Here is a 12,413-nt window from a genome sequence, read left to right as displayed (position 1 = left end):
CTCCAAGTGGCAGCACTGCAGCCGAAATCCGTTGCAGCACAGGCGCGCGTTCGCGCGATCGGAGTATTCGCATGTCCAGATTCAGCTTTGCGCTGGGCATCGTCACGGCGGGCGTCGTCGTCGGCGCGGTGCTGGGCCCAGCGGCAACCGCCGGCGCGGTAGGCGGCCCCGGAGGCTTCGGCAACGCGCAGGACACGATCAATGCGCTTCAGGCGCAAGGGTTTAACGTCCTCATCAACGGCGCTGTCGTCTATCCACTGTCCGGGTGCAAGGTCACCGGTATCGAGGGGCTGCGCAACGACAACGTCGATTCGTCCGGCGCCATCATCGACCGCACGAAGATGACCACGGTGTGGGTGGACATCTCGTGTAAGGGCGGCTAGTTCAGGGACCCGTGCAGGTTCTTCGCCGTCGGGCTGGTCTCGACGGTTGCCGGGTCTGGGTAGGTGCCGAGCACCCGGTCGGAAGTGCCTGAGGTGGTGACCGAGAACCAGTAGTGCTCGTTCTTGAAATGGTGCAACCGGTGATTGCGCCATACCGCCTTGTAGAACCGGTGGCGCGGCTTGTAGTCGGTGTGGACCAGGTAGTGCGTCCACTCATAGCCCATCAGGATCAGCGACTCGACCACGATGAATGACAGCGTGGCCGATATCGGCGCACCCGCGATGGCGCCGATGCCGAGAGGCAGCGCCACGATTGCCGCGATCAGCCATCGCAGCGTCGGCGTCGGGATGAACACCAAGTCGATGTCGCGAGGATTCGCGTGGTGGCGTCGATGGTCGCGGGCCACCAGGGTGTCCACGGTGATCCGGCCGAGTTCGCGCGGTCGCCAATGCAGGATGAAGACGTGAATCACCCACTCCACGAACGGATATAGCAGCGCCAGCACCAGCGGCGCCCATAGGTCGCGTAGTGCCAGCCCGCCGACGACGGTCCGCGCACCCACTGCTCCGGCCACCAGCGCCAGGATCATCCATGGCGTCGGATGGCGCCAAAACTCGCGGCCTGCCTGGCCGAGCGTCACTCCTCGCGTGCCGGTGGTCGTCACTGCGCCTCCATCTGGTCGAGAAATTCGGTGAGCACCGTGGTGGCGCCACCGAGCACTGTCGATGCGGCTCGGCGGGCTTTCAGTGCGGCGCCCGACGTCACCGCATCCGCGAGCTTGCGATACGCGGACGCGGGTTCAGCGGCCGCGACGGCGTCGGCGACCGCCGCGAGCATCGGTTCGTACACCCGGCGCATGCCGTTGAAGATCAGCGTCATCGCGATCGAATCCGCGCCGGTGACAAGGCAATCCCAGAAATCGAGCGCGGCCAATTGCTGGGTTGGTCCGCTCTGCGCGCGCTCGATGTCGGCGAGCGCGCGTGCCAGCGGTTCGGCGAGCTTGCCCGCGGACCGCGCCGCCGCGCGTTCCGCGATCCACGGTCCGAGGTACTCGCGCACCTCCAGCACGCTGCGCACCACCGACGGGTTCACCATCGCCCCGTCGGGTGCGTCGACCAGCAGATGCGGCAGCAGATCGAGTCCACCCGTGCGCGTGATGTCGTTGACGACGGCGCCGTCGCCCTGCCGCACGTCGAGATGACCGGACGTGACCAGACGCTGAATCGCCTCACGCACCACGGGCCGCGATACGCCCAGCACTTCGGCCAGCTTGCGCTCACTCGGCAGGCGTGAACCCGGCGGCTGGGCGCCCGCGACGAGCTGCTTGAGCAGCTGGTCATGCACCTCGTCGGCCGCCGAGCGCCGCTTGATCGACGTCAACTCCATGCCGACGACACTAACTCGTCAAAGGTAAGAGGTCTAGTGGTAATACCAATATTGTTCGTTACGGATAGCTCAGCAAGACCATCACCCGGCCTTCCGGTGACGGCTCGGGAAACGCGTCGACCTGGAATCCGTAGTACTCCACCTGGGTGTCGGTGATGGTATCGATGACCTTGCCCTGGGCCTTGAGCTTGCCGTTCTTGACTTCCCGCAGCACGGCGATGAAGTCGGGCACCGACAACGACTCGGCCAGTAGCAGTGCGTCGCCACCCGACGAAAGCTTCACCAGCACACCGGAACCCGCGTAATTGTCGCCCCCGCGTCCGGTTCCCCGCGGTGCCCAGTACACGGCCTCGGAAGCAAGTTCGCCGTCGATGCGACGATACTGGCCGACATGGTCGACGCCGTCTTGCACGGAGACCACCGGCAACGCGGCGATGGTCCGCTGCTCCTGGAACCACATCCAGCCGAACGGGATGCCGATGATCGCGTAGATCATCACCATCAGCATCAGCACCGGCTTCCAGGCGATCTCCCAGGCGGCCCGGAAGCCCTGCTTCTCCAATTGGCCGCGGCCGAATCGGAAGACGTACCAAGCCAATACCCGCGCCAGGGCCATCGCGGCCAGAATGCACAACCCGACGATGCCGGCCACCCGGAAATAGAACGTGCTGCCGCCGTGGTCGATGGTCGACAGCACCAGGACGGCGGGGATCGGCGCCGTCAGGAGCAGCAACAGCGCATACGACGGGTGACTGGTCAGGTACTTGTACTCGACGGTCCAACTCTTGACGCCGACGCCGACGGTGAAGTCACCGATGTCCGCGGTCGAGATCGGTGTCCACGATCCGTCGCGCACCTTCGGCCGCACCAGTCCGCGCACAAAGAAGAAGCCGGACACCAGCGAGACGGCCAGCGCACCCCAGAACACGCCGGGCAGCCGCTCGCCGGTTCCCGGCACCCCGAAAGCCCCGCGGATGTCGATGATCTTGGCGATGAAGAACATCAGCGGGACGACGAAAAACAGTTCTCCCAGCCAGATTTGGACGAGCTGCGGGATGCGTTTGCCGACGCGGTCGAAGGCCAGTACGCCACTCCAGATGAATCTCAGGACCCGCACGGCGTGATCTCGATGTAGCCCATCGGGATATCGAAGGCGGAACTGCTCTTCTCGAGGGTCCGCTCGAACAGCTTCATGGCCGGCGACCAGTTCGCGGCGATCGCGGCGTCGGCATGAGCGTGCTCGGCCTCAGGCAGGATGCGGGCGATGCCGGCAACCGGCGGTCCCGTCGGCTTGCCCCGAAGGTTGCACGGCACCACGACAACCCGCGGGTTGTTGCGAATCCGCTTCACCTTGCCCGTCGACGCGTCGGTGCGGACGTACAGCTTCCCGTCGGCGACACCATGATTGATCGGGCTCGGCATGGCCTCGCCGGACCGCTTGAACGTGACCAGGACGATCTGTCGCGCCCGGTCGAAGCCCGCGAAATCCGTAGCGGTCGGCTCCCCGATATCGAAGGCCTCGCGGTGGCGCAGCATGTCCATGCCGCGAAACATCAACTTGCTCATGGCCGAAACCGCACTACTGGGCATCTTCCCGTCCAATCGTTGTTGGCCAAGCGTAATCCGGAAGTTGAATTCATCGTGGGCACAACGGTCGAACCCCGACGTCGACGCAAATAACGTGGCCTGCGTGACTGCTCCTGTGACTTCCCTCAACGCGATCACCGACGCCACTCGGGCTGCGGTTGCCGACAATCCCGCCGCAGCCGCCGTGGTGTTCAAGGCTTCCGCTCAGCCCGAAGGCACCGTCGGTAGTGAGATCACGCTCGGCAAGTACCAGGTGCACGTCGACGAGCCACCCGCCCTCGGCGGGCAGCACACGGCACCCAACCCCGTCGAGTACTACCTCGCGTCACTGCTGTCCTGCCAGGTGGTGACCTACCGGTTCTGGGCTGAGCGGCTCGGCATTCAGGTGGAATCCCTGCGCGCCAGCGCCGAAGGTGATCTCGATGTGCGCGGTTTCTTCGGACTGGACGAGAGCGTGCGCCCCGGCTTTCAGCAGATCCGCGTCACCGTCAATGTCACCGGCCCGGAGACCGACGAGCGGTATCGCGAACTGCAAGACGCGGTGGACGCGCACTGCCCGGTGCTGGATCTGACGACCGGGACGACCCCGGTGCACACCCAGCTGATCATCGGGGCCTGACGGCTTCGAACGCCAGCCGCGGTCTCAACACCAACAGCCGCCGAACGATGAGGTGTGCTCGTCGGTGTCGATCGACTCTTCGCGCACCACGGTGGACCCGCCCCGCGGGTCGAAGTGCAGCACCTTGCTGACGGGGTCGTGCCGGATCCACACGGCAACCGACAACGGCTGTTTCGGGCGGAAAATGTAGGAGACCAGTTGGATCTCGCCAGGCTTCCCGAGACTGCGGACATCGGACACCGCCGCGCGCATCCGCGGCCCCGATAGATCCGCCGCTGTGAATGCCGTCTCGCCGGCGTGCAGGTCAGTGATCGAGTCCATGTCGTCCACCTCGCCGTCGCGCACCCAGTAGAGGTGGAGTTGACCATCGGCAGCGACGGCCTCAACCGAGATCAGGTTGGAGGTCACATCCACTCGCCGCATCGGGCGGTCGCCGAGCCGGGCACGCACCACATCCAGTTCCACGTCCAGCCTCTGCGAGGCGAACAGGACCTCGTGCGCGGCGCCGCTCAACGCGCGGCTGATCCGACCCGGCGCGTCGATGGTTACCGCGATCACCGCGATGATCGCGACAGCTGTCGCGGCAGCCACGGCCACAACGTACTTCGCCCGATGGCGCGGGCGAGGTGCGTCCTGTTCAGCGCCCGTCGTGCTCATGGACGAATGGTTCCACAGGCCGTGGCCTGGTGGCGCTCCCCGGCGCCTCAGCCGCGCCCGTCCACACTTGGGCTGGACTGGTACAACGCCTAACTCAGTCCCACCAGAAGTTCCAGTAGGGCCAGCCGGCCAGGCCGAGGCGGAACGCATCCGAGGACAAGCCCTGGTCGATGTTGTCGGGGCAGAACGCGTAGTGCTCGCGGAGCAGCGCATCGAACTGCTCCTCCGTCTGTGGGCGGCGCCCCACCTGCACCGTCATCGTGTCGAATCCGATGCTCACCAGGACCGCGCCGAATCGGTCCTCCCATGACCTCAGCACCGCGGAGAAGTCTGCGCCGGACATGCAATAGTTCGTTCCACCCCACCAGCCCAGAGCTGCGGGCACGTCCGCGGGACGGGACACCGGCACCAGCAGTAGCCCGCCCGCCTCCACCTCCAGCTGGTCGGGTCGCAGGTCCGGTCCGGGCTGCGCGGGAGACAACTCGGCCACGGCCGGCACCGCCCCTCCCTCGTCATCCTCGTCCGCGTCGCGGGTCAGTACGGTCAGCGCGTCGGGGATCACTTCGTCGGGGCCATCCATCTCGCCATCGGCCCACGGCCGGTCGAGGCCCAGAGCTTGCAGAGGCCACAGGCCGGTCTGCGGGAAGACCGCGGCGAGGGCACGGACGAGTTCGGTCAGGCGATCTTCGGGCAGCGCCGCGGAACTGACCCAGGCGACAGGCGCTCCGGCCCCCTGTTCCGAGTTCACGATGCGGCCAGGCGGCAGGACGACCCCGAAGAGTTCGCGGGTGTCAGCGGCGGGCAGCTGCCCGGGTATTGCACAGAACATCGAGTCTCCTTCCGCGTTCAGTTGTTCGGGTCCAGGACACTGCCATCCGCCCTGCATCCCTCGATCGGCTTCAGCACGTAGCCCGCGGGAATGTCTCCGGTCTTATAGAAGGCGAAGAACAACCGCGCGGTCTCATCAGCGTCGAACACCTGCGATCGGCTGATCATCTTGACACCGTTCGCGACACGGATCGGAACATCGCTGAGCTCTGGTGCGGTCTGCGGATGCCCGACGGTGTACCGCATCCACGCAGCGCCCCACTGCTCACCTCCCGGCTTGCGGATCTCCACGGTCATCGCGTCGGGAAGGCCGCCAGCCTGGATGTACTCGGTCGACAGCTGACCAGCCCGGAGCATGTCGCTGTAGCGCTTATCCGGCGGCAGCGGTGCCAGGCCGAGCCCCCACTGGTCGTCACCGTTGAAGTGGCGCAATGGGTTCAGGAACGTCGAGATATCTTGGCACGCGGAGATTTCCGCAGTCTGAACTCCGCCGTCATAGGTGAGGACGTGGGTGAGCCCGTTCATCGCAGGCGCCCACTCACCGCGCCGCCGTCACCACTCGTCGCCTTCGTCGTTGTGGTCTTCAATCGGCGGGCGCGGTTTCCGCATTACCACCACCGCCCAGATCACGCCGCCGATGATCGCCGCGACGACCGCCAAGAAGACCAGCTGACCCAACATGTAATCCACTGCCATACCTCCCCCTCGTAGCTGCTCAGGCTACGCGTCGTGCCGAGCAGGCGGAGCTGAATATTCCAACTATAGTTGTGATACTCTAACTTTAGTTGGAGAGAGAGAGGCGCCGGCGATGCAGTTGAACAAGCCGTTCGCGGCGGTGACCCCAACGCTGGACGGCGACGTGCTCAATGTCCTCGCAAGCGCGGATGTGACGTTCACGATCAGCCAAATCCAGCGCATCCTGACCACCGCATCAGGCGAAGGTATCCGCAAGGTGCTCACTCGCCTAACGGCCCAAGGTGTGGTGCTGCACGATCAAGTGGGCCGAACCAACACCTACCGGCTCAACACCGAACACCTTGCAGCCGAACCGATTATGGCGCTGTCACAGCTGACCTCGACGTTCTTGAATCGCCTCGAAGAGCACCTGGGCAGATGGGGCGCGGAGCTAAAGTACGCCGCGCTGTTCGGGTCAGCGGCGACCGGCCGGATGACTCTCGACAGCGACATCGACCTGCTCCTTGTACGCGCCGCCGCGTCCGACCACGACGGCGACGACGTGTGGGAGCAGCAGGTGGCCGAACTCGCCCGACAGGTCACCGCGTGGACCGGGAACGACGGCCGCATCGTCGAGTACACCGAGGATGAGCTCCGCGCCGCGGCTGCGGCTTCCGAGCCGCTGCTCGAGGACGTGTCCGAGCAGGGGCTGACCGTCGCCGGGACGCGGGCCTGGTTCAACAAGCAGCTGCGCCCGATCGGCAAGGCTGCCCCGGCGGCGAAGTCCTGATGTCGGATCAACGCCCGTGCAACGCCACCGTCACCTCGGGGCGACTGGCCAAGGCGAACGAGTTCTTCGACGCCGCTGAACACCTGGAAGACGAGATGCCCAGCGCGGCTGGTGATCTGTATGTCGACGCCGGCATCGCTGCTGCCGACGTGATCTGCTGCGCGCGACTCGGCGTGCACTCGAACACCAGTAACCACAGCGATGCCCGCGCGCTACTAAAGAAAGCGGACAACGGGTCAGAGAGGCACCTCGCCACCTTGCTGAACTTCAAGAACAAGACTGCATACACGCACGAGCCGATCACCACCGCGGAGTGCAAGAAGATGAACCGCGCGGCGGGTCACTTGCTCGAGACGGCGAAGCGGGCGGCGGCGGGAAGCTGACCCCGGACGGCAAGATGCCGCCCAGCCTGGCGCCGAAAACCTCGTGAGACTTGGCGGTGGCGGAGGGATTTGAACCCCCGGTTGGGTTTAACCAACTCTCGCTTTCAAGGCGAGTGCATTAGGCCGCTCTGCCACGCCACCGCCGAACAGCCTAAGGGGTCCAGCCCCGCGCGAGCCTGTCGGGTCCGTGTGTAGCGTTGCGACCATGCGCGCCATCGTCGTCGAATCCCCAGGTCAACTGGCATGGTCCGAGGTACCGGACGTGACGGCCGCGGTCGGCGAGGTCGTCATCGACGTCACGGCCGCCGGCGTGAACCGGGCTGATCTGCTGCAAGCCGCCGGCCTCTATCCGCCGCCGCCGGGGGCCAGCGACATCCTGGGACTGGAGGTTTCGGGCGTCGTCTCCGAGGTCGGCGCCGGCGTCGACAACTGGGTGGTCGGCGACCAGGTGTGCGCGCTGCTGGCCGGCGGCGGCTACGCCGAGAAGGTGGCCGTGCCCGCGGCCCAGGTCATGCCGATCCCCGCTGGGGTGAGCCTGCATCATGCGGCCGGGCTGCCGGAGGTCGCGGCCACGGTGTGGTCCAACCTGGCCATGACCACCCACCTGCGGGCCGGACAGCTGGTGTTGCTGCACGGCGGCGCCAGCGGCATCGGCACGCACGCCATCCAGGTCGCGCACGCGCTGGGCGCCCACGTCGCGGTCACCGCGTCACTCGAAAAACTGGAGCTCTGCCGCGAACTGGGTGCCGACATCCTGATCAACTACCGCGACGAGGACTTCGTCGAACGGATGATGGAAGTGGGCGGCGCCGACGTCATCTTCGACATCATGGGTGCCTCGTACCTGGACCGGAACATCGACGCGCTCGCCCCCGACGGCCGCGTGGTGATCATCGGCATGCAAGGCGGGGTCAAGGGCGAACTGAACATCGCCAAGCTCCTGGGCAAGCGGGCCGGCGTCATCGCCACCGCGCTGCGCTCCCGCCCCGTCGACGGGCTGTCCGGCAAGGCCGCCGTGATTTCCGAAGTGGTGCAGCATGTTTGGCCCATGATCGCCGACGGTCGGGTGCGCCCGATCATCGGCGCCGAGCTGCCCATCGAGCAGGCGGCGGCCGCCCATCAGCTGCTGCAGGCGGGGGCGGTGTCAGGCAAAGTGCTACTGCGGGTTCGGGATTAGCCGCATCGAGCCTGACGGCAGGGTGATTTCGCGGCCGGTTTTCCGCCACCCAGTCAGGTTCGCGGCACTAAGCGGGTTCGGTGAACTCACAAGGGTGCGTGTTGCGTTGACACTGAACTGACGCACACAAAGAGCGAGTAACAAAGCCCCTCAACGCGAGGCCAGTGTTGACCCTGCGGCTACGGCGCAAAAACCCGAGAGTCCGACGCCCTGGCATCAGGATCAACGAGCCAGATAGGTTGGCGCCGTGACGTTCACCTACACCGCGCCCGTCCGCTATCTGGAGGTCGACCAGCAGGGCGTGGTCTTCAACATGTGGTACCTGGCCTACATGGACGAGGCCTTCGGCGCGTTCGTCGCCCAGACGACTTCCTGGCACGACGTCTTCGACGCGGGCGTCGACGCTCAGGTCGTCCACACTGAACTGGACTGGTCGGGTTCCCTGAAGTGGGGTGACCAGATCCACGTCGACGTGACGGTCCCCACCCGGGGCCGTACCTCGTTCACCGTCGAGTTCCTCATCCACGCAGGCGATGCCACACAGCCCATCGTCACCGCACGCACCGTCTACGTCTGCATCGCCACCGACGGTTCCGGCAAGATCGAGCCACCGCAATTGCTGCTCGATGCGCTGGACTACAAGTAACTAACCCAGCGACGCCAGCGCGCGGACGAGCTGATCGACTTCAGCGGTCGTCGTGTAGTGCCCGAGACCGACCGTCACGGCGCCGCCGATGTCGTTGACGCCGATGGCCTCCAGCACCCGAGAGTTGCTGTCCGACACGGCCAGTACGCCGTTGTCGGCGAGCCGGCTGATCACGCGGTCGGCAGGCACGCCCTGGACCGCGAAGCTCAGCACCGGAATGCCGGCCTCGGGCGCGCCGAGGACCATCACCAGCGGCAGCGACCGCAGCGAGTTGCGCAGGTACCCGAACACCCGGCTCAGGTAGGCCTCGGCCGATTGCATTGAGCGCGCGAGCCTTTCGCGGCGGGTGCCGGTCGCGGCGTCGTCGAGTTTGGCCAGGTATTCGATGCTGGCGACGACCCCACCGAGCAGTCCGAACTGGTGCGCACCGACTTCCAGCCGCGCGGCTCCCGTGGCATTCGGATCGAGCGAGACGGTAGTCAAGCTATCGATCATCGCGGGGTCGCGGAACACCAGCGCACCGATCGGCGGGCCACCCCACGCAATGGCATTCAGCGCCACCACATCGGCGTCGACGTCATTGATGTCCAGCAGGCGGTAGGGCGCGGCCACGGAGTGGTCGACCACGACCATGCCGCCGTTCTCCCGCGCCATCTTGGTCACGGGCCGCAGATCGGTGACGGTGCCGAGCTTCGACGATGCCGACGTGATCGCGATCAACCGGGTCGGCCGGGTGATGAGCGTCTCCCACTGCCAGCTGGGCAGTTCGCCGGTCTCGATGTCGACCTCGGCCCACTTCACCTTGGCGCCATAGCGATTCGCAGCCCGCAACCACGGTGCGATGTTGGCCTCGTCGTCCAGCCGCGTGACGACCACTTCGTAGCCCAGGCCAGACCGCGACGCCGACGCCTCGGCCAGCGAGTTCAGCAGAACGGCACGGTCGGCACCGAAGACCACGCCGCGCGGGTCGCCACCGACGAGATCGGCGACCGCCTGTCGTGCGGCGGTCAGGACCGCGGCGCTGCGCTGCGCGGCCGGGTGCGGTCCGGCGGCCGAGGACATGGAACCGCGGAAAGCGGTCGAAACAGTGGTCGCTACCGAGTCCGGCAGCAGCATTCCGGTCGGCGCATCGAAGTGCACCCAGCCGCCGCCCAGTGACGGGTGCAGACCGCGCACCCGGGCGACGTCGTATGCCATGCCATGCCAACCTTCGAGCGATTCAGGCCTGCCAGCCAAATTTTTCCGGCGGGCGCGCCCCGCTGCACACGCCGGCGAAAGCCGGGCCACCCGAACAGCCATACTAGTGCAGTGAGCTTGGCGTCCGGCGTCCTTGTCGCCCTGTTGATCATGGTGATCCCTGGAGCAATCACCGCACGTGCAGCACAGCTAACCTGGCCCGTTGCCATCGCAGTCGGCCCCGCAGTGACCTACGGCATCGTAGCTTTGGCCGTCATCCCACTCGGTGCCGTCGGCGTTCCGTGGAACGGCTGGACAGCGTTGCTGGCGTTCGTCATCGTGGTGGCGGTGGTTGCTGGGCTTCGTCGTGCCCTGAGTCGCTTCGGCGACACCGCGGCGGAAGCACTCGCGATCACCCGCGGACCGGCACTGTTCGTGGCTGCCGGCATCGTTGTCGGCGCGACGGCGATCGCAATTTCAGCAATCGTCGGGATGCCACATTGGCAATCCATTCCGAGCACCTGGGACTCGGTCTGGCACGGCAACACCATCCGCTGGATTCTCGACGTCGGCCAGGCCTCGCCGATGCACATGGGTGAGCTTCGTAACGTCGAGACGCACGCGTTGCTGTACTACCCGTCGACGTTCCACGCTCTCGCCGCGGTTTTGTGCCAACTCACCGGCGCCGCCCCCGCGACGGCCTACACCGTGTCCTCACTGGCGGCCTCGGTCTGGCTGTTCCCGGTCAGCGCCGCGAGCCTGACCTGGGCCATGGTTCGGCCCTATGCCTGCCAGCGTTGGAGCGCCGGGGCCGCCGCCGCGGCAGCTGCGCTGGCGGCGTCGTTCACCGCTCTCCCCTACGTCGAGTTCGACGTCGCCGCCGTCCCCAACCTGGTGGCCTACGGCCTGGCCGGGCCGACGACGGTGCTGATCATGTCGTGCCTGCGGCACCGGGACCGGATTCCGCTGGCGGTCATCGCCCTGATCGGGGTGTTCTCCACCCACATCACCGGCGGCGTCGTCGTCGTCACCTTCGTCGGCGCGTGGTGGCTGTGCGACACCCTCCGGCATCCGGTGCGCGGCCGGCTCACCGACTTCGTGAGCCTGCTGGCCGTCGCGGTGCCGTCACTGCTGTTGTTGATTCCCCAGTTCATCGCGGTGCTGGCGCAAGCGGACATCATCGTCGGGCATGCGTTCGTCACCCATCAGAGCCGGCTTCGGGTGCTGTTCAACGCCGTCGTGCAGCACACGCGGCACCTCAACGACTACCCGATTCAGAACATGCTGATCGCGCTCGGCGCCATCGGCGGGCTGATCCTGCTGCTCAAACGCGTCTGGTGGCCGGCGGTGGTCTGGGTGGGGCTGATGATCGCGATCGTGCATTCCGGTGCGCCGTTCGGCGGGCCGATCGGCGCGCTGATCGGGGCATACGCCGACCTCTACTACAGCGACCCGCGCCGCCTGTCTGCCGTGGTGACCCTGCTGATCACCCCATTCGCCGGGATCGCGTTGTTCGCCATCGTCAAGTTCGTCGTCGACTGGCTGCAGAAACGGGCACCCCGCACCGAACGGTTCTGGGCCGTCACCGCCGCGGCGCTGCTCCTCGTCTCCAGCGTCGGACTGGCCTGGCACTACTTCCCGCGGCACCGCTACCTGATCGGCCAGAAGTACGACCGGATCATGGTCAACGACAAGAACCTCGAGGCCTTCGCATACCTGGCGACGCTGCCCGGCGCCAAGGACACCCTGATCGGCAACGCGAACACCGACGGCACGTCCTGGATGTACGCGGTCGCCGGCCTGCACCCGCTGTGGACCCACTACGACTATCCGCAGCAGCAGGGCCCGGGCTACAACCGCTTCATCTTCTGGGCCTACGCCGACGACGCCGATACCGATCCGCGGATCGCGCAGGCCGTGCGTGCCCTGAACATCCGATACGTGATCACCAGCTCAACCGTGGTCAAAGGGTTCGTCATGCCCGACGGACTAGTGTCGCTGGATAAGTCGAAGTCGTGGGCGAAGATCTACGACAATGGGCGGTCCCGCATCTACGAGTGGCGCGGCGACACCGCCGCACCGGCGAACAGATAGGAACAGTGCAG

At 66.2% G+C, this 12,413-nt stretch carries 16 protein-coding genes and 1 tRNA gene; 7 read left to right on the top strand and 10 right to left on the bottom strand.

Annotated elements, in window-relative coordinates:
* Positions 1-71 precede the first annotated feature (71 nt).
* Entirely contained in the window at positions 72-383 is a 312-nt protein-coding gene (locus A7G45_RS07665) for a hypothetical protein (RefSeq protein ID WP_260935431.1), read from the top strand.
* Here the strand turns inward: A7G45_RS07665 and A7G45_RS07660 are convergent.
* From A7G45_RS07660 to A7G45_RS07645, 4 genes are read right to left on the bottom strand one after another with little or no spacing between them, the layout of a single operon-like run.
* The gene (locus A7G45_RS07660) at positions 380-1,048 is read right to left on the bottom strand and encodes a sterol desaturase family protein (RefSeq protein WP_260935430.1); all 669 of its coding nucleotides are present in this window, start codon (positions 1,046-1,048) and stop codon (positions 380-382) included. The genes A7G45_RS07665 and A7G45_RS07660 overlap by 4 nt on opposite strands.
* The gene (locus A7G45_RS07655) at positions 1,045-1,770 is read right to left on the bottom strand and encodes a FadR/GntR family transcriptional regulator (RefSeq protein WP_260935429.1); all 726 of its coding nucleotides are present in this window, start codon (positions 1,768-1,770) and stop codon (positions 1,045-1,047) included. Before A7G45_RS07655 ends, A7G45_RS07660 begins: the two co-directional genes overlap by 4 nt.
* 58 nt (positions 1,771-1,828) lie before the next feature.
* Positions 1,829-2,887: a hypothetical protein gene (locus A7G45_RS07650; protein WP_260935428.1), complete on the bottom strand. Its 1,059-nt coding sequence runs from the start codon at positions 2,885-2,887 to the stop codon at positions 1,829-1,831.
* A complete protein-coding gene (locus tag A7G45_RS07645; protein WP_260935427.1) occupies positions 2,875-3,336 on the bottom strand; it encodes a PPOX class F420-dependent oxidoreductase in 462 nt (153 codons plus the stop codon). Before A7G45_RS07645 ends, A7G45_RS07650 begins: the two co-directional genes overlap by 13 nt.
* 124 nt (positions 3,337-3,460) lie before the next feature.
* On the opposite strand from A7G45_RS07645, the gene A7G45_RS07640 reads away from it, so the two are divergent.
* Entirely contained in the window at positions 3,461-3,976 is a 516-nt protein-coding gene (locus tag A7G45_RS07640; protein ID WP_260935426.1) for an OsmC family protein, read from the top strand.
* 24 nt (positions 3,977-4,000) lie between these two features.
* Here A7G45_RS07640 and A7G45_RS07635 read toward each other — a convergent pair whose 3' ends face one another.
* From A7G45_RS07635 to A7G45_RS07620, 4 genes are all read right to left on the bottom strand, one after another.
* Complete coding sequence (locus A7G45_RS07635) at positions 4,001-4,633, bottom strand: hypothetical protein (protein WP_260935425.1); 633 nt, start codon at positions 4,631-4,633, stop codon at positions 4,001-4,003.
* A 94-nt stretch (positions 4,634-4,727) separates the two neighbouring features.
* The gene (locus tag A7G45_RS07630; RefSeq protein WP_260935424.1) at positions 4,728-5,462 is read right to left on the bottom strand and encodes a DUF4253 domain-containing protein; all 735 of its coding nucleotides are present in this window, start codon (positions 5,460-5,462) and stop codon (positions 4,728-4,730) included.
* A gap of 17 nt (positions 5,463-5,479) precedes the next feature.
* Complete coding sequence (locus A7G45_RS07625; protein WP_260935423.1) at positions 5,480-5,986, bottom strand: hypothetical protein; 507 nt, start codon at positions 5,984-5,986, stop codon at positions 5,480-5,482.
* A 27-nt stretch (positions 5,987-6,013) separates the two neighbouring features.
* Complete coding sequence (locus tag A7G45_RS07620) at positions 6,014-6,157, bottom strand: hypothetical protein (RefSeq protein ID WP_260935422.1); 144 nt, start codon at positions 6,155-6,157, stop codon at positions 6,014-6,016.
* Between the two features lie 112 nt (positions 6,158-6,269).
* Here A7G45_RS07620 and A7G45_RS07615 point away from each other — a divergent pair, with 112 nt between their 5' ends.
* On the top strand, positions 6,270-6,926 hold the full coding sequence (locus tag A7G45_RS07615) for a nucleotidyltransferase domain-containing protein (RefSeq protein ID WP_260935421.1): 657 nt from the start codon (positions 6,270-6,272) through the stop codon (positions 6,924-6,926).
* The gene (locus A7G45_RS07610; RefSeq protein WP_260935419.1) at positions 6,926-7,309 is read left to right on the top strand and encodes a hypothetical protein; all 384 of its coding nucleotides are present in this window, start codon (positions 6,926-6,928) and stop codon (positions 7,307-7,309) included. Before A7G45_RS07615 ends, A7G45_RS07610 begins: the two co-directional genes overlap by 1 nt.
* A gap of 51 nt (positions 7,310-7,360) precedes the next feature.
* Here the strand turns inward: A7G45_RS07610 and A7G45_RS07605 are convergent.
* A tRNA-Ser gene (locus A7G45_RS07605) sits at positions 7,361-7,450 on the bottom strand.
* A gap of 64 nt (positions 7,451-7,514) precedes the next feature.
* Between A7G45_RS07605 and A7G45_RS07600 the strand changes: the two genes are divergently transcribed.
* Both A7G45_RS07600 and A7G45_RS07595 read left to right on the top strand, forming a co-directional pair.
* Positions 7,515-8,486: an NAD(P)H-quinone oxidoreductase gene (locus tag A7G45_RS07600; protein WP_260935417.1), complete on the top strand. Its 972-nt coding sequence runs from the start codon at positions 7,515-7,517 to the stop codon at positions 8,484-8,486.
* Positions 8,487-8,733: 247 nt separating this feature from the next.
* A complete protein-coding gene (locus tag A7G45_RS07595) occupies positions 8,734-9,132 on the top strand; it encodes an acyl-CoA thioesterase (RefSeq protein ID WP_043402628.1) in 399 nt (132 codons plus the stop codon).
* On the opposite strand, the gene A7G45_RS07590 is transcribed toward A7G45_RS07595, so the two are convergent.
* Complete coding sequence (locus tag A7G45_RS07590; protein WP_043402626.1) at positions 9,133-10,329, bottom strand: cysteine desulfurase-like protein; 1,197 nt, start codon at positions 10,327-10,329, stop codon at positions 9,133-9,135.
* Positions 10,330-10,440: 111 nt separating this feature from the next.
* On the opposite strand from A7G45_RS07590, the gene A7G45_RS07585 reads away from it, so the two are divergent.
* A complete protein-coding gene (locus A7G45_RS07585; protein ID WP_377042134.1) occupies positions 10,441-12,402 on the top strand; it encodes a DUF6541 family protein in 1,962 nt (653 codons plus the stop codon).
* Positions 12,403-12,413: the final 11 nt, after the last annotated feature.

Source organism: Mycolicibacterium llatzerense, from assembly GCF_025331195.1.
GTDB classification, from domain to species: Bacteria; Actinomycetota; Actinomycetes; order Mycobacteriales; family Mycobacteriaceae; genus Mycobacterium; species Mycobacterium llatzerense.
Note: the sequence above shows the minus strand (reverse complement) of the source record. Positions and strands in the feature narration are given on the sequence as shown.